14 protein-coding genes and 1 pseudogene are annotated in these 16,669 nt (G+C 68.7%); 7 read left to right on the forward strand and 8 right to left on the reverse strand.

Going from position 1 to position 16,669, the window contains the following annotated elements; all coding sequences use genetic code 11:
* The first annotated feature begins 53 nt into the window (after nt 1–53).
* The 3 genes from DYZ02_RS01985 to ilvD are packed head-to-tail and all read left to right on the forward strand — an operon-like array spanning nt 54 to nt 4,037.
* Nucleotides 54–1,649, forward strand: coding sequence for a mechanosensitive ion channel family protein (locus DYZ02_RS01985; protein ID WP_115684761.1), 1,596 nt, complete (start codon nt 54–56; stop codon nt 1,647–1,649).
* A gap of 14 nt (nt 1,650–1,663) precedes the next feature.
* Nucleotides 1,664–2,188, forward strand: coding sequence for a PH domain-containing protein (locus tag DYZ02_RS01990; RefSeq protein WP_115684762.1), 525 nt, complete (start codon nt 1,664–1,666; stop codon nt 2,186–2,188).
* Nucleotides 2,189–2,198: 10 nt separating this feature from the next.
* On the forward strand, nt 2,199–4,037 hold the full coding sequence (gene ilvD / locus DYZ02_RS01995) for a dihydroxy-acid dehydratase (RefSeq protein WP_115684763.1): 1,839 nt from the start codon (nt 2,199–2,201) through the stop codon (nt 4,035–4,037).
* A gap of 63 nt (nt 4,038–4,100) precedes the next feature.
* On the opposite strand, the gene DYZ02_RS02000 is transcribed toward ilvD, so the two are convergent.
* Entirely contained in the window at nt 4,101–4,982 is an 882-nt protein-coding gene (locus tag DYZ02_RS02000; protein ID WP_115684764.1) for a DoxX family protein, read from the reverse strand.
* Between the two features lie 104 nt (nt 4,983–5,086).
* Here DYZ02_RS02000 and DYZ02_RS02005 point away from each other — a divergent pair, with 104 nt between their 5' ends.
* Together DYZ02_RS02005 and DYZ02_RS02010 are read left to right on the forward strand one after the other, a co-directional pair.
* Nucleotides 5,087–6,166, forward strand: a complete 1,080-nt coding sequence (locus DYZ02_RS02005) for a glutathione S-transferase family protein (RefSeq protein WP_245945533.1) — start codon at nt 5,087–5,089, stop codon at nt 6,164–6,166.
* 84 nt (nt 6,167–6,250) lie between these two features.
* Nucleotides 6,251–7,654 (forward strand): YkvI family membrane protein, encoded by a 1,404-nt coding sequence (locus DYZ02_RS02010; protein WP_115684766.1) that lies wholly within the window; start codon nt 6,251–6,253, stop codon nt 7,652–7,654.
* 33 nt (nt 7,655–7,687) lie between these two features.
* Here the strand turns inward: DYZ02_RS02010 and gatB are convergent, their stop codons facing one another.
* From gatB to gatC, 7 genes and pseudogenes are all read right to left on the reverse strand, one after another.
* The gene (gatB, locus tag DYZ02_RS02015) at nt 7,688–9,187 is read right to left on the reverse strand and encodes an Asp-tRNA(Asn)/Glu-tRNA(Gln) amidotransferase subunit GatB (RefSeq protein ID WP_115684767.1); all 1,500 of its coding nucleotides are present in this window, start codon (nt 9,185–9,187) and stop codon (nt 7,688–7,690) included.
* Nucleotides 9,188–9,256: 69 nt separating this feature from the next.
* Nucleotides 9,257–10,042, reverse strand: a complete 786-nt coding sequence (locus DYZ02_RS02020; RefSeq protein ID WP_115684768.1) for a hypothetical protein — start codon at nt 10,040–10,042, stop codon at nt 9,257–9,259.
* Nucleotides 10,043–10,431: 389 nt separating this feature from the next.
* Nucleotides 10,432–11,373, reverse strand: a pseudogene (locus DYZ02_RS02025) (bile acid:sodium symporter family protein).
* Nucleotides 11,374–11,395: 22 nt separating this feature from the next.
* Nucleotides 11,396–11,914: a mismatch-specific DNA-glycosylase gene (locus DYZ02_RS02030; protein WP_115684769.1), complete on the reverse strand. Its 519-nt coding sequence runs from the start codon at nt 11,912–11,914 to the stop codon at nt 11,396–11,398.
* Nucleotides 11,911–12,942 (reverse strand): 6-phosphofructokinase, encoded by a 1,032-nt coding sequence (locus tag DYZ02_RS02035; RefSeq protein ID WP_115684770.1) that lies wholly within the window; start codon nt 12,940–12,942, stop codon nt 11,911–11,913. The genes DYZ02_RS02030 and DYZ02_RS02035 overlap by 4 nt, the downstream gene beginning before the upstream one ends.
* Nucleotides 12,943–12,987: 45 nt before the next feature.
* Nucleotides 12,988–14,475, reverse strand: a complete 1,488-nt coding sequence (gene gatA / locus DYZ02_RS02040; RefSeq protein ID WP_115684771.1) for an Asp-tRNA(Asn)/Glu-tRNA(Gln) amidotransferase subunit GatA — start codon at nt 14,473–14,475, stop codon at nt 12,988–12,990.
* A 2-nt stretch (nt 14,476–14,477) separates the two neighbouring features.
* Entirely contained in the window at nt 14,478–14,786 is a 309-nt protein-coding gene (gatC, locus tag DYZ02_RS02045; RefSeq protein WP_115684772.1) for an Asp-tRNA(Asn)/Glu-tRNA(Gln) amidotransferase subunit GatC, read from the reverse strand.
* Nucleotides 14,787–14,901: 115 nt separating this feature from the next.
* Between gatC and DYZ02_RS02050 the strand changes: the two genes are divergently transcribed.
* Nucleotides 14,902–15,567 carry an ACT domain-containing protein gene (locus DYZ02_RS02050; RefSeq protein ID WP_115684773.1) on the forward strand — a complete coding sequence of 222 codons (666 nt, stop codon included), beginning with the start codon at nt 14,902–14,904 and terminating at the stop codon, nt 15,565–15,567.
* Nucleotides 15,568–15,597: 30 nt separating this feature from the next.
* On the forward strand, nt 15,598–16,632 hold the full coding sequence (locus tag DYZ02_RS02055; protein ID WP_115684774.1) for a serine hydrolase domain-containing protein: 1,035 nt from the start codon (nt 15,598–15,600) through the stop codon (nt 16,630–16,632).
* Nucleotides 16,633–16,669: the final 37 nt, after the last annotated feature.

The following is a 16,669-nucleotide window of genomic DNA, read 5'->3' on the forward strand; positions in this document are numbered from 1 at the left end:
ACAGCAACCTGTCGGGCAAACGGTAAAAAATTCTGGCTAAGGTTGGGGTCACTATGCCGTTTGCTCGTATCGCCGAAGAAATCTGGCGCTGGGTCGCCGAAACCGGAATCAATCTCGCGCTGCTGGTCCTCGTGGCGTTCCTCATTCCCCGGGCGGGGCGCTTCGCCAACCGCGTGGTGGAAAAGAAAGTCAACCAGAGCGCGGACACCGACGAGGGCAAGACCCGCCTCGCCATCGCCGGCGTGGGCATCAACGTCGCGCAGATCATCGCGTTTTTCCTCCTGCTCGTCTTCTTCCTCCAGCAGGTCGGCTTCTCCCTGGCCGGCGCGGCCATCCCGGCCACCGTTGTCTCCGCCGCCATCGGTTTCGGCGCGCAGTCGATCATCGCGGACTTCCTCGCCGGGTTCTTCATCCTCACGGAGAAGCAGTTCGGCGTGGGCGACTTCGTCACCTTCCAGGGCAGCGGCGTCGACGTCAGCGGCGACGTTATCCAGATCACGATGCGCTCGACCCACATCCGCACCCTCGAGCAGGCGACGGTGTCCATCCCGAACTCGACGGCGCGCATCTGCATCAACTACTCCAACTACTGGTCCTCGGCGCTCGTTGTCATCCAGGTCCCGCTGCTGGGCTCCACCAGCGCGGATCAGGCCGTCGCCCGCGCCGAACGCGCCGCCCGTCGCGCGCTGGCGGATCCGGACGTGGCGAAGACCGTGCTCGGCGACCTGGCCGTCCACCCCGCCGTGGAGGTCAACCCGCCCGCCACCGTCGGCATGCCGTGGACCATGGACGTGCGCTTCCTCGTGCGCGTCGAGCCGCTGAGCCAGTGGATGGTGGAGCGCGCGATCCGGATGGCCGTGCTCAACGAGTTCTGGGACGAGTATGGCTCCGCCCCCACGACCGCGGGCACCCGCCTCGACCGCATCATCGACCACACCTCCCCCGAGGCCTTCCCCCCGACCGAGTACATGCGCCCGGTGCGCCCCGACGAGCAGCCCGCGGCCGAGCAGCCCACCACCGTGCTGCCCGCGGCCGAGCAGCCCACCACCGAGCTGCCGCGCACCTCGGCCGGGGGCCGGCCGCAGGACCCCGCCACGGAGTTCCTCGGCGCCAAGGCCACCAACGACGAGGAGGAGCACCTGCGCACCGACGCCGAGGAGGACCCGGCCACCGACGCCCTCGCAGACACCGGCGAGAGCGACGAGAACCAGCCCCGCCTCGCCTTCGGCGGGACGATGCGCCTGTCCACGGCCGTCCTCCTCGTCATGTTCGTCGTGCTGCTCATCGCGCGCGGTTTGACCCTGGGTGCCTCCGAGTCCAACCCGGACGACAGCGGCGTGTTCGCTCCCCCGCCGCGCAGCACCGCCCCGACGTCGACCGTCGCCCCGCAGCCCTCCCCGGTGACGACGGAGCAGTCGGTCGCGCCGACCACGGAAACGCCCACGGCCCCCGCCTCGCCGACCGCGCAGAACCAGCCCGGCGAGACCGCTCCCGAGCAGCCCGCGGGCTCCGCCCCGGCCGAACCCAGTTCTCCGGCGCCCTCCCAGGTGACGCCGGCGCCGACAGCCGCGCCTGAGACCCAGCGGAGCGGGGTCGGGGCGTTGCCAGGCGTCCAGGCTCCCCAGACGCAGGCCCCCGCGGCGCGTTGACTAGCATGACTCGCATGACAGACACGCCGAAGGTTTTCCGCCCCAGCCGCGAGCACGTCATCGCGATCGTGCTCATGACGGGCATCGCGCTCATGGGGATCTCGTGGGCCCCCCTGCGCCTCGGCTGGCTCCTCGTGTTCCCCATCGTGGCGCTCGCCTGGGTCTTCACGGCCTCCACCCGCGTCGACGAGCGCGGGCTGAGCCTGAAGTACCTCCTGCGCCCGAACCACTCCATCGGGTGGGGCGACCTCGCCGGAATTTCATTCAAGGGCTCGCGCGCCCTCGCCACCACGACTGACGGCCGCGAGTTCCCCATGCCCGGGGTCACCTTCAACTCCCTGCCCGCGCTTTCCGACGCCTCGGGCGGGCGCATCACCGACGTCATCACCGAAAGCTCCGAGGCCGCGGACGGGAAGTACGAGATTATCGACCGCGAGGGTCGTAAGGTACTTCTCAACCGCGAGGAGTACGACGCGTACCTGCGCGAGCACCCAGACCTCCCGGGCCCGCGCCCGGAGGCTTCCCCCAACGAACACTAAGGAGCAGGCAGTGATCCCCCTTCGCTCACGAGTCACCACCGTCGGCCGCCAGGCCGCCGGAGCCCGCGCGCTGTGGCGCGCCACCGGCACGCAGGAAAATGAGTTCGGCAAGCCGATTGTGGCCATCGTCAACTCCTACACGCAGTTCGTGCCGGGCCACGTGCACCTGAAGAACGTGGGCGACATCGTGGCGGAGGCGGTGCGCGCCGCCGGCGGCATCCCCAAGGAGTTCAACACCATCGCCGTCGACGACGGCATCGCGATGGGCCACTCCGGCATGCTCTACTCCCTGCCGTCGCGCGAGATCATCTCCGACTCCGTGGAGTACATGGTCAACGCGCACACCGTCGACGCGATGGTGTGCATCTCCAACTGCGACAAGATCACCCCGGGCATGCTCAACGCGGCGATGCGCCTGAACATCCCGGCGGTGTTCGTCTCGGGCGGGCCGATGGAGGCGGGCAAGGCCTTCTCCGTGGACGGGGTGACCAAGCCGAAGTCGGACCTCATCGACGCCATCGCGCTGTCCGCCGACGAGAGCGTCTCCGATGCGCAGCTCGACGAGATCGCCAACAACGCCTGCCCCACCTGCGGCTCCTGCTCCGGCATGTTCACCGCAAACTCCATGAACTGTCTCACGGAGGCGCTGGGGCTCTCCCTGCCCGGCAACGGCACCACCCTGGCCACCCACACCGCGCGCCGCGCTCTGTTCGAGCAGGCCGGTGAGACCGTCGTGAAGCTGTGCAACCGCTACTACGGCGAGGGCGACGAGTCGGTGCTGCCGCGCTCCATCGCCTCCGAGCACGCCTTCCGCAACGCGATGGCGCTCGACATGGCGATGGGCGGGTCCACCAACACCATCCTGCACATCCTCGCCGCCGCCCAGGAGGGCGAAGTGGATTTCGATCTGCAGGACATCGACGAGCTCTCCCACGCCATCCCCTGCCTGTCCAAGGTCGCCCCGAACGGCGAGGCCCACGTCGAGGACGTCCACCGCGCCGGCGGCATCCCCGCCATCCTGGGCGAGCTCAACCGCGCCGGCCTGCTGCACAAGGACGTCCACACGGTGGCCTACCCCTCCCTCGACGAGTGGCTGGCGGACTGGGATATCCGCGCGGAGAACCCGAAGGCGGAGGCCGTCGAGCTCTACCACGCCGCCCCCGGCGGGCAGCGCACCACCGAGGCCTTCTCGCAGTCCGCGCGCTGGTCCTCCCTGGACACCGACTCCGCCAACGGCGTCATCCACGACGTCGAGCACCCTTTCACCTCGGACGGCGGCCTCGTCGTCCTGCGCGGCAACCTGGCCCCCGACGGGGCGATCCTCAAGACCGCCGGTGTCGAGGAGGGCCTGTGGGAGTTCTCGGGCCCCGCCCGCGTGGTCGACTCGCAGGAGCAGGCCGTCTCCACCATCCTCGCGCGCGAGGTTCAGGAGGGCGAAGTCGTGGTCATCCGCTACGAGGGCCCCGCGGGCGGGCCGGGTATGCAGGAAATGCTGCACCCCACGTCCTTCCTCAAGGGCGCAGGCCTGGGCAAGAAGTGCGCGCTGATCACCGACGGCCGCTTCTCCGGCGGCACCTCCGGGCTGTCCATCGGCCACATCTCCCCCGAGGCGGCCCACGGCGGGCTGATCGGCCTGATCCGCAACGGCGACACCATCTCGATCTCCGTGTCGCGGCGCGAGCTCACCCTCGACGTCGACGCCGAGGAGCTCGCTCGCCGCCGCGCCGAGATGGAGGCCTCCGAGCACCCGTGGACCCCGAACCGCACCCGCACGGTGTCCAAGGCCCTGCGCGCCTACGCGAAGATGGCCACCAGCGCCGACAAGGGTGCTGTCCGCAGCGTGGACTAGAACCCCGCTTCACGACGCCAAAAGGGCCACCCTCCCGGGTGGCCCTTCTCACGTGCTGGCTAGTTAGTTCAGCGGGTTGACCCCCGCCCCGAACCACCACAGCACTGCGGCGGCGGCGATGCCCAGCACCGCGAAGATCCAGGAGCTGGCCAGCGGGCGGCGCGCCCAGCTGCGGCCGGCGTCAACGGAGTAGAACCCGGGCCCGGTGAACTGCAGGGACACGCACGCCGCGAGCAGGAGCACGGGCAGCCAGACGGCGGCTTCCCACATCAGGGGGTTGGCGCCGGCCCCCGACTCGGCGAGCGCGTGGATGGCGAAGAAGGCGGTCACCGTCACGGCGATCATCGCCGCCACCGGGGTGAGCAGGCCGAGCAGGAGGAACACGCCCGCGGCGAGCTCGAGGGTCGGCAGCACGATCGCGAGCGCGTCGCCGAAGGGGTAGTCCGAGAACGCGTTCTCCAAGCCCGTGATGCCGTCGGAGCCGCCGAGTCGGAAAAAGACCTTGAGGGAGTCGAGGATGAGGTAGCCTCCCACGAACAGGCGCAGCAGGAACAGGCCGAGGTCGATGGTGCCGCGGCGCGCCTTCGGCTCGGCGACGGCCGCCGCCGGTGCGGGCTCCGGCTCCACCGCGACGGATTCGGCAGCCGCGGGGCGGTCGAGGGCGACGGTGCTGGTGCCGGCGCCGGTGTCGGTGGCGGCCGGGGCGTCGCGCTTGACGTCGATAATCCCCGTGGGCTCGGGTGCGGCCCGGCCCGCCGACCCGGACGAGGGGAAGACCTCGGTCGGGGCGGCCTTGCCGGTGCGCTGGTAGATGTCCTGCTGCGCGCCGCCGACCTTCGTGCTGCCCTGGTTCTCCCCGGGGGTGTAGGTGGGAACGTCGTGCAGATTGTCGAAGTCGTCCGCGGTCACGTCGCGGGCTGTCTCTCGCCTGTCGTTGTCTTTCATGCACTCGAATGTATGCGAGATCGCCCCGCCGCGCCGTGAGCGCGACCGGCGTGGCCCACGAGATTTTTGTTGACATCTCACCTATTCTCCGCCATCCTGGAGCCATGAGCGAGAAAAAGAACCAGACCAACGCACCCCAGAACGCCGCCCTCGAGGGCGCCTACGAGCGCGACGCCACCTACATCGAGGACCGCTTCGACTCCTCCCTCGAGCCCGGCTCCGCACCCGTCAAACAGGGCGACGGCACCTACCGCTGGCCCGTCGAGGCCGGCCGCTACCGCCTCATGGGCGCCCGCGCCTGCCCCTGGGCCCACCGGACCATCATCAGCCGCCGCCTGCTCGGCCTGGAGGACGCCATCTCCCTCGGCCTCGCCGGGCCCACCCACGACGCCGACTCCTGGGTCTTCGACGTCGACCCCGGCGAGGTAGACCCCGTCACCGGCCTGCACCGCCTCAAGGACGCCTACCTCAACCGCGTCCCCGACTACCCGCGTGGCATCACCGTGCCCGCAATCGTCGAGGTCGACGGCACCGACTCCCGCGTGGTGACCAACGACTTCCACCGCATCCCCGTCGACTTCAACGACGAGTGGAAGGCCTACCACCGCGACGGCGCCCCGGACCTCTACCCCGCGGACCTGCGCGGCGAGATCGACGAGGTCGCCGACCGCGTCTACACCTACGTCAACAACGGCGTGTACCGCTGCGGCTTCACCCGTGACCAGGGCCACTACGAAAAGGCCTACCGCGAGCTGTGGGAGACCCTCGACTGGCTGGAGGAGCGCCTCGGGCGCCAGCGCTACCTCGTCGGCGAGCACATCACCCTCGCCGACATCTACCTCTACCCCACCCTCGTGCGCTTCGACCCCGTCTACGTCGGGCACTTCAAGGCCTCCCGCAACCGCATCGCGCAGATGCCCAACCTGCGCGGCTACCTGCAGGAGCTCTACCAGCTGCCCGGCTTCGGCGACACGACCGACATCACCGAGATCAAGCAGCATTACTACATCACCCACGCCGAGGTGAACCCCTCCCAGATCGTGCCCGCCGGCCCGGACATGTCCTGGCTCGCCGAGGGCCACGACCGCGACCGGTTCGGGGGAGCGCCCTTCGCCGAGGGCGTCACCCTGCCCGGCCCCGTCCGCGCGGGGGAAGAGGTGAAGAACCCGCTGCGGGTCGGGTAGGCGCCGAGAAGCACTGCTACGTGTACGCGGGGGTTTTGTTAACCTTGTAGGCCGGTAATTTTCAGAATCGACCTAGGATGTGACATGAGAAAATCCCTAACCGTCGCCCTCGCCTTCGTCGGCCTTCTGGTCGGCGCGGGCTTCGCCTCGGGACAGGAAACAATCCAATACTTCCTCGCCTACGGGTACTGGGGGATCGTCGGCGCGATCGTCGCTGGCATCACCATCATCATCGTCGGCGCCTCGCTCTTCCAGCTCGGTTCCTACTACCTCGCGGACGACCACAGCGCCGTCTTCCGCCGCGTCTCCCACCCGATCGTCTCGACGTTCATGGACGTCTCCACGATGCTCACCCTGTTCTCCATCGGCTTCGTCATGATCGCCGGCGCGGGGTCAAACCTCGAGCAGCAGTTCGGCTTCCCGACGTGGGTCGGCGCCGCCATCATGACGGTGATGCTGCTCCTGTCGGGCCTGCTGGACGTCGACAAGCTCACCCGCGTGATCTCGGCGATCACCCCCTTCCTCATCCTCGCGGTGCTCGCCGCGCTGGTGGTGACCATCCTCAACATGCCCGAGCACATCGGCGGGCTCAACGAGCTGGCGATGCAGAACACCCCCGCCAGCGGCGTGTTCAACAACTGGCTTCTCTCCGCGCTGAACTACGCCTCGCTGTGCATCATCATGGCCGTCTCGATGATCCTCGTCATCGCCGGATCCCAGCTCAACCCGCGCGAGGCCGGCATCGGCGGCCTCATCGGCGGCATACTCTTCGCCTCGCTGCTCGTCGTGCTGGTGTTCATCATCTTCCTGAACATGGAAAGCGCCTTCGGAGCCGACTTCCCGCTGCTCATGGTGTTCAACAGCATGCACCCGGCGGTCGGGGTGGTCGTCTCCATCGTGATCTACATGATGGTGTACAACACCGCCGTCGGCATGTTCTACGCCATGGCCCGCCGCCTCACGCACGACCGGCCGTCGCGCTTCCGCGCGGTCTACTTCACCGTCGTGCTCATCGGCTTCGCCCTGTCCTTCATCGGCTTCGCCAGCCTCATCGGCTGGGTCTACCCGGTGCTCGGCTACCTGGGCATGGCGCTCATCGTGGTCATGCTCGGCTCCTGGGTGAAGGGCCGCGCCCGCATCTTCGAGGAGACCCACCGCCGCGAGCGGCTCGCCGCGCTCGCCACCACGGCCCTCGACCCCGCGGAGGACGACCTCACCGCCTCGCAGCGCCGCGAGGTTGAGGCGCTTGTCGACGAGTCCCACGTGGACGACACCCACCTCTGGCAGTCCGTTCAGGAGGAGGTCGCCGCCGACCTCGACGCCGACCCCGAAAGCGAGTTCTCCCTCGAGGACGCCCCGGCCCTCGACCCCGAGGCCGAGGAATACGAGGGCGCCCCCGACGCGGAGGACGCCCCCATCAACTGGGAGGCCTACGAGGAGATGTACGAGACCGGCTCCTTCCCCGCCGTGAAGAAGCCCAAAGAATAGAACAAAAGCCCCCCTCCGGGGCGGCCTTTCTCCTTACTTGAGCTTCTCGGCGATGAGCTTGTTCACCTGGCCGGGATCAGCCTTGCCCTGCGTCGCCTTCATCACGGCGCCCACGATCGCGCCGGTGACCTTCTTGTTGCCCGCTCGGTACTTCTCCACGATGTCCGGGTTCGCCGCCAGGGCCTCGTCGACGGCCTTCTCGATCGCGCCGTCGTCGCGCACAACCTCGAGCCCGCGCTTGGCGACGACCTCGTCAACGTCCCCCTCACCCGCGATGACGCCGTCGATGGCCTGGCGCCCCAGCTTGGTCGTGAGCTTGCCCTCCTTGACCAGCTGCACCACCCGCGCCACGTCGCGCGGCTGCACGCCCACGGCGTCGAGGTCCCGACCCTGCTCGTTCGCCTTGGACATGATGTAGGACACCCACCAGGCGCGCGCCTCGTCCGGGGTCGTACCCGCCTCGACCGTGTCCACCACCAGGTCCAGCGCGCCGGCATTCACGAGGTCCCGGAACTCCTTCTCCGGCAGCTGCCACTCCTCCTGAATGCGGGCGCGGCGCACCCACGGCAGCTCCGGCAGGGTCTGGCGGATCTCCTCCACCCACTCCTTCTTCGCGATCACCGGCGGCAGATCCGGATCGTTGAAATAGCGGTAGTCGCTCGCCTCCTCCTTCGGGCGGCCCTTCGAGGTCGTGCCGTCCTTCTCCTGGTAGTGGCGGGTCTCCTGGATGACCTCCTCACCGTTGTCCAGCGCGCGGGCCTGGCGCATCATCTCGAAGCGCACCGCCTGCTCCACCGACTTCAGCGAGTTGATGTTCTTCGTCTCCGTGCGGGTGCCGAACTTCTCCTGGCCGATCGGGCGCAGCGAGACGTTCGCGTCGCAGCGCATCGAGCCCTGATCCATGCGCGCGTCCGACACGCCGAGGGCCTTGACCAGCTCGCGCAGCGCGCCCACGTACGCCTTCGCCACCTCGGGGGCACGCTCCCCCGCCCCGATGATCGGCTTGGTCACGATCTCGATCAGCGGCACGCCCGCGCGGTTGCAGTCCACCAGCGACGCTGTCGCGCCCGTGATGCGCCCGCTCGCGGAACCCAGGTGCGTCAGCTTGCCCGTGTCCTCCTCCATGTGCGCGCGCTCGATCTCCACGCGCCACTCGGTGCCGTCCTCGAGGACCACGTCGAGGTAGCCGTCGTAAGCAATGGGCTCGTCGTACTGCGAAATCTGGTAGTTCTTCGGCTGATCCGGGTAGAAGTAGTTCTTGCGCGCGAAACGCGAGCGCTCCGCGATCTGGCAGTTCAGCGCCAGTCCGATCTTGATGGCCCACTCCACGCCCTTCGCATTAACGACGGGCAGCGCCCCCGGAAGACCCAGCGACACCGGGTCGATGTTCGTGTTGGGTTCGGCACCAAAGTGCGCCGAGGACGTGGAGAACATCTTGGTCTCCGTGCCCAGCTCGACGTGCACCTCCAGGCCCATCACGGGGTCGTACTTTTCCAGTACCTCGTCGTAATCCATCAGGTCGTACGCAGTCATGCGCACCAGTCTAGTTTGCGGGTGCGACCGGTGTTTGCTGGGCTGCGTTTGGTGGGTCGCGCCTGTGAGCTATGTGAAACCCGTGAGTTTGAGCGCCGCCTTCACCATGGCCACCAGCGCCCCGCTTTTCAGATCCGCCCACTCCGCCCTGATGAGCACCTTCTGCCCCTTCATCAGCCAGCGTTCGCGCGCCCGCTCCTCGCGCGTGACCTCCTCCCAGTCGTCCCTGCTTTTCGAACGCCCGTCGAACTCCACCACGATGCACCCGTTGATCTCCAGGTCCGCCCTCCCGTTGCGCGGCTGCCCCCACGAGTCCCGGTACTGGAAAGGGACCTGCTGCTCGACGCTCACCACCCCGGGCAGGTTCGCACCGAGCACCCGGTCGCGCCCCAGCGTCTCGAAGGGGCTCTCGCTGCGCTCGCTGGCGTACTCGATGAGCTGCCTAAAGCCCCGCACCCCGGGCGACTGCGGCAACTCCTCGGCCCACCTGCGCAGAAGGTCCTTGCTCACCTCCGGCCGACGCAGCGCCGACTCCATCGACACCAGCGCCGGCAAGCGCCCGTGGTATCGGTACGTGTCAAACAACGCCATGATCAGCGACGTCATTGTCACCCCCCGGTACACCACGATGTGCCCCGGCTCGAGACGGCCGCTGTGGTAGACGAACCCGGGGCGCCACCTCCCCTTCGCCTTCGCCCTGGTCTCCCCCGCCAGGGCGAGGTCAATGTCCGTCACCCAGTCCAACGTCTTGATGCCCATCACGCGCAGCGCCGCCGGCCCGGTCAGCACCGCCGTGCGCCTGAGCCCGTACAGGCGCCTGATCACCGCCATTTCCTGCTCCCCCGAGAAGTACATGCGCTTTGTATAGCAGGGGCGCCGGACACGCGGACCTCCCCTGCGCCTCCTCCTGTGGATAACCGCGCGTATTCCACAGGCCAGCCTGCGGGACGACCGCACGCTCAGATCAGGGGGCTCAGACTGTGTCGCCTGGACGTGTCGTCGTCCGGGCGCACTGAGGCCCCCCGCGGCGCACGACGCGGCGCGCCCCGGACGACCGCACGCTCCGCACCGCCAGCGCGACCCGGGGTTTTGGACCCCGCTTTTCAATGCCGTCGTCCAGCGCGAGGCGGGGCCCCGTGACACCCCGTGGACGACCACACGCCCCACAGGCAGAGCGCGAGCTGGCCTTTCCCTACCCGGAAACCAATGCGGTCGTCCGGGCTGCGCGGGAAAAGCAACCCGCGCTACGCGGCGCGCTGGTCTGCCCGGCGCGCCAGAAACGCCACGACAGCGCCGGAGAGGTTGTGCCAGACGGAGAACACGGCGCCGGGCAGGGCCGCGAGCGGGCTGAGGTGCGCGGCCGCGAGGGTGGCGGCGAGCCCGGAGTTCTGCATGCCCACCTCGATGCACATGGTGCGCGCAACAGCAGGAGGTTGGCCAGTGAGCTTGCCCGTGAGGTACCCGAGCAGGTAACCGAGGGTGTTGTGGAGGATCACCGCCAGGAGGACCAGCAGGCCGGCCTGGGCGATCTTGTCGCGCGACCCGGCGACGACGATGGCCACGATGAGGGAGATGGCCAGCACGGACACCCACGGAAGGGCGGGCAGAACAGCGGAAACCAGGCGGGGCGCGGCGAGGCGCACGACGAGCCCGAGCACGACGGGCAGCAGCACCATCTTGACGATCGACAGCGCCAGCGCCGTGGCGCTGACCGGCATGTACGCCCCGGCGAGCCAGAGCGTGAGGAAGGGGGTGACGAGCGGGGCGAGCAGGGTCGAGATGGAGGTCATGGTCACGGACAGGGCGACGTCGCCGCGCGCGAGGTAGGTGACCACGTTCGAGGAGGTGCCGCCGGGCGCGCAGCCGACGAGGATGACGCCGGCGGCGAGCTCGGGGGGAAGGCGGAGGATTCAGGTCACGAACACGGCGACGAGCGGCATGATGACAAACTGCGCGATCACCCCGATGACCACGGGCAGGGGCCGCTTGGCCACGAGGGCGAAGTCGACGGGCGTGAGCGTGAGCCCCATGCCGAACATCACGAGGCCGAGGAGCCACGTCGTCCAGCCGGACACCGGCGCGATCGCCGAGGGGGCGAGGTAGCCCAGCGCTCCCGCCGCGAGAACGAGGAGGGGGAAGCCCAGGCTGGCGAGGTAGGCGGAACGGTCCTGCTGCGCGTCATTCATAGATTGAGATTCTAGTCTCACCCTATGGGCGCTCGTTCGTCGCCTTCCACACCTCGCGGAAAGCCAGGGCAAGGCTATCGACGCTCTCGTGCGCGTTCAGCCCCGACGGGTTGCCCACCAGCCACACGGGCGCTCCCCCGATGCGCTCCTCCTGCAGGCCCTTCACGGCACTCGGCCGTGAGTAGGCGGTCCGGTACGCGCCAAGTCCCAGCACCATGATCCCGCCGGGGCGGTACGCCTCTGCGAGTTCGGCGAGGGCGCGGCCGCCGTCGACGATCTCCGAGCGCGTCAGGGAGGAGGCGCGGGCAGTGGTCCGGTCCACGAAGTTGGTGAAGCCGAGGCGCAGCGAGGCGAGCATCTCCACGTCCCGGTCGCTGAAGCCGTCGCGGGCGTCGACCTGCCAGGGGGTGATGCCCGCCTTGAAGAGGGCGGGCCAGAATCGGTTGCCGGGGTGGGCGAAGGGGGCGTCGACAAGCGAGCTCCGCGTGCCGGGGTTGATGCCTACGACCCACAGGCGGGCGTTGTCGAGGAAGAGCCTCACCCGAACATGCTCTTGGCGGTGTTGTAGCGGTACTCGGGCACACGCTTGAGGTGGGCGACGCAGTCCTCGAGGGTGACCAGCTCGATGTCCTCGCCGCGCAGGGCGACACTCATGCCGAAGGAGCCCTCGTGGGCCGCGTGGGCGGCGCGCACGCCGTAGCGGGTGGCCAGGACGCGGTCGTAGGCCGTGGGGGTGCCGCCGCGCTGGATGTGGCCGAGGACGGTGGTGCGCACGTCGTAGCCGAGGCGCTTCTTCACCTCGCCCGCGATGATCTGGCCCATGCCGTTGAAGGTGACGTGGCCGAACTCGTCCTCCTCGCCGAGGCCGGCGTCCATGGTGCCCTCCTTCGGCACCGCGCCCTCCGCGACGACGACGATGCCGTACTTCTCGCCCATCTGGAAACGGCGCTCCATCGCCTTGCAGATGTCGGCGATGTCGAAGGGCTCCTCGGGGATGACGGTGTAGTGCGCCCCGCCGGCCATGCCCGCGTGCAGGGCGATCCAGCCGACGTGGCGGCCCATCACCTCGACGATGAGGATGCGGTTGTGGGACTCGGCGGTGGTGTGCAGCCGGTCGATGGCGTCGGTGGCCACGGACACGGCGGTGTCGAAGCCGAAGGTGTAGTCGGTGGCGGCGACGTCGTTGTCGATCGTCTTGGGCACCCCGACCACGGGGATGCCGTTGTCGGAGAGCCACTTCGCGCCCTTGAGGGTGCCCTCGCCGCCGATCGCGATGAGGGCGTCGACGCCCGCGTCCTCGAGGTTCGCCTTGATCCGGTCCAGGCCCGCCTTGAACTTGTCGGGGTGCAGGCGGCCCGTGCCGAGGATCGTGCCGCCGCGCAGGAGGATGGAGTCGATGAAGGCGTCGTCGTAGAGGTCGACGCGGCGGTCCTCCATCAGGCCGACCCACCCGTCGCGGTAGCCCACGACGGTGGAGCCGTACTCCGAGCTGGCGGTCCGGACGATCCCGCGGATCACGGCGTTCAGGCCGGGGCAGTCTCCGCCGGAGGTGAGTGTCGCAAGTCGCATGCGCCCCACCCTAGCGCAGCTTTGCTTCCCGACGCCCGCCCAGCGCTACCGGCCGAGCCCCGCCTCGAAGGCGGCGCCGACGCGGTACAGGCGGTCGTCCGCGAAGGCGGGAGCCATGAGCTGCAGACCGACCGGCAGGCCGGTGTCCGGGGCGCTGCCCGCGGGCACCGACATGCCGGGCAGGCCGGCCAGGTTCAGCGGGAGCGTGAACAGGTCGAAGTTGTACATCGCGAGCGGGTCGTCGACCTTCTCGCCCAGCTTGAACGCGGTCTGGGGGACGGCGGGGCCGGCGATGACGTCGCAAAGCTCGAATGCCCTGGCGAAGTCGCGGGCGATGAGGGTGCGCACGCGCTGCGCCTGCAGGTAGTAGGCGTCGTAGTAGCCGACGGAGAGCGCGTAGGTGCCCAGCAGGATGCGGCGCTTGACCTCGGCGCCGAAGCCCTCGCCGCGGGTCAGCGACATGACCTCCTCGGCGGAGCGGGTGCCGTCGTCGCCGACGCGCAGGCCGTAGCGCATGCCGTCGAAGCGCGCCAGGTTCGAGGAGACCTCGGACATCTGGATGAGGTAGTAGGCGCCCATGACGTCCTCGAAGGTCGGGCAGTCCACCTCGACGATCTCGGCGCCCTGCGCCTCTAGCTGAGAGAAGGCCCGGGAGATGACCTCGTTGACGCCGTCCTGGGTGCCGGGGCGGTCGAACTGCGTGACGCGGCCGATCCGGACGCCGCTCAGGTCGCCGGAGGCACCCTCGCGCGCCGCCGCGACCACGGGCGCCACCTCGCGCTCGACGGAGGTGGCGTCGAACTCATCGTGGCCCGCGATGACCTCGTGGAGCAGCGCGGTGTCGAGGACGTTGTTGGCGCAGGGGCCGACCTGGTCGAGGGAGGAGGCGCAGGCGATGACGCCGTAGCGCGACACGGCGCCGTAGGTCGGCTTGACGCCGACGGTGCCGGTCAGGGAGGCCGGCTGGCGGATCGAGCCGCCGGTGTCGGTGCCGATGCCGAGCGGGGCCTGGCCCGCGGCGAGGGCGGCCGCGGTGCCGCCGCCGGAGCCGCCGGGGACGCGCTCGAGGTCGTGCGGGTTCTTCGTGTTCTTGTACGCGGAGTTCTCCGTCGACGAGCCCATCGCGAACTCGTCGAGGTTGGTCTTGCCGAGGATGGGGATGCCGGCCTCGCGCAGCCGCTTCACGACGGTCGCGTCGTAGGGGCTCATGTAGCCCTCGAGGATCTTCGACGCCGCGGTCGTCGGGGCGTCGGTGGTGACCAGCAGGTCCTTCAGCGCCAGCGGCACGCCCGCGAGCGCGGAGGCGGGTGCCCCGCCGGCCTTGACCTGGGCGTCGACCTTGTCGGCGGCCGCGAGGGCCTCCTCGGCTCCGACGTGGAGGAAGGCACCGAGCTCGGCGTCGGTCTCGGCGATGCGGTCGAGGAAGGCCTGGGTGACCTCGCGCGAGGTGAGCTCGCCGGCCTGGATCTTCTCGGCGAGGACGTGGGCCGGAAGGCTGGCCACGCCCTCGGCGGGCAGGGTGTAGTCCGTCACTGTTACTCGCCCTCCCCGAGAATCTGCGGCACGACGAAGCGCTCGGCCTCCACGGCGGGGGCCTGGTCGAGCGCCTGCTGCTGGGTCAGCGTCTTCTTCTCCACGTCCGGGCGCATGCCCGCCTCGACGGAGTGCGGGTGGCTCATCGGTTCGACCCCGGCGGTGTCGACCTGCTGCACCTTGGACACGGCGTCGACGATGGTGTCGAGCTGCTCTGCGATGTGGTCGAGCTCCTCCCCACTCATTGTGATGCGGGCGAGACGGGCGATGTGGGACACCTCGTCGCGTGAAATCCCCTGAGTTTCAGCCAATGCGAATCCAATCTACGAATCTGTTGGGAGTGCGTACGTAAAACGCCATCATCTTAGCAGCCGGGAACCGCCGATTCCGGGGTGTGTCCCATGTCGACGGTGCTATAAAAGGGGCATGTCCTACCTGATCCGCGTTTCCCTTCCCGACGTCCCGGGCAGCCTCGGCGAGCTCGCGGAGGCGTTCGGGGTGATCGACGCCGACATCCGCTCCGTGGACATCGTGCAGACCGACCCCAGCGGCACCGTCACCGACGACATCGTGGTCGATCTCCCCACGGGCACGCTTGTCGACGCCCTCATCACCGCCGCCGGGAGCATCGAGGGCGTGGACGTCGACAGCATCCGCCCCTTCACCGGGCGGGTCGACCGCCGCGGCCAGATCGAGATGCTGGCGCGGATCGCCTCCCAGACGAAGAACGTCGCCTCCGCGATGGAGGAGCTGGTCTCGGTGCTGCCGCAGGCCATGACGTCGTCGTGGGCCGTGGTGCTGGAGGACACCGGCTCCGGCCTGCGCCGCGTCGCGGCCTCCCAGGCGGCGCCCGGTGACGACGGCTCCTCCCCCGTCGCGCTCGGCGTGGATTCGGCGCGGATCCTGCACGAGGAGTCCGACCCCTGGGTCCCGGAGCCGTGGTGGCTGCTCGACACCACGCTCGCGGCCTGCCCCCTGAACGGCACCGACCTCCTGCTGGTCATCGGACGCATCGGCGGGCCGGACTTCCTGGCCTCCGAGGTCACGCAGATCGGCGACCTTGGCACAATCATCGGGGCGATGCTGCGCTAGCCGTAGGCGCACAGAAGGAGAGCCTTTTCCATGTCATCGGCGGGACGAAAGATCGCGGCTGTGGCTGCGGTGACGATTGGCACAACGTTCATTCTCACCACCGCCAGGGCGCGATCGACGCGCCCCATCGCACGTGCAAAACGGCACACCGGTGACCCAGATATCGCTCGCGCCCTAGCCACCCACGCTCGACGTGACCACCGCAACCTCGCTGCGTTCATTTACGACAATGGCGCGGTGCGCTTTGGCGGGCTCGGGACCAATGAGCACGCCGAAATAGAGATCGGTTCGCTGACCAAGACTTTCAACGCTGAGCTGGTGCGTCAACTGGAAGAAGAGAGGAAGCTCAAACCCGACACCACGGTCGGGGAAATCATTTCCGTCCCAGGTTCGCCGATCGCAACGGTGACGCTCAGAGAACTTCTCAATCACACTTCCGGACTCGGCACCTACGGCACCCCCGGCATCCTGGATACCCACATTGCCCCGTGGCTTGACCTGCTCGGATTTTACAAGCGCAGAAGCCCGACGGCGGTTCTCGCCTCTGTGTCAAGGCTACGGTTGCGAAACCGTGGACAGTTCCGCTATTCCAACGTCGGACACGCCCTGCTGGGCCAGTTGCTGGCCCACCACCAGGACACCCCGTATGAAAAACTGGTCCGTTCACGTATCTTCGAGCCAGCGGGCATGCGGAATTCTTACATCGCAATCCCCGGCACGGCCAAGGATGCCCCACGCGGCACACGCGCGGACGGTCGACCATCTGCCCCCTGGGAGGAATTCGGCTGGGCACCGGCCGGCGCAGCACACTCGACCGCCTCCGACATGGCGAAGTTTGTGCATTGGGTAGCGTGCCACGGTGGCCCAGGCGACACGTGGCAGCGGTACACGAACGAAGGCGAAGAATTCGTTTTCAAGGGCGGGGCGACAGCAGGGTATACCAACGCAGTTGTTTGGGACACCTCCACCGAGGGATGGCGCGCCGCCTACGTTGCAAATTCAAGCTGGTTCGAAGGCGGTGACCTCGAGGTCGAACTACTCAGGCTCGACGAAAGACGACATTGAGACGGCTGGCACGCCGGTAGTGGAGACGCCGAAGTTC

The organism is Corynebacterium senegalense, assembly GCF_900411315.1.
Taxonomy (GTDB): Bacteria; Actinomycetota; Actinomycetes; order Mycobacteriales; family Mycobacteriaceae; genus Corynebacterium; species Corynebacterium senegalense.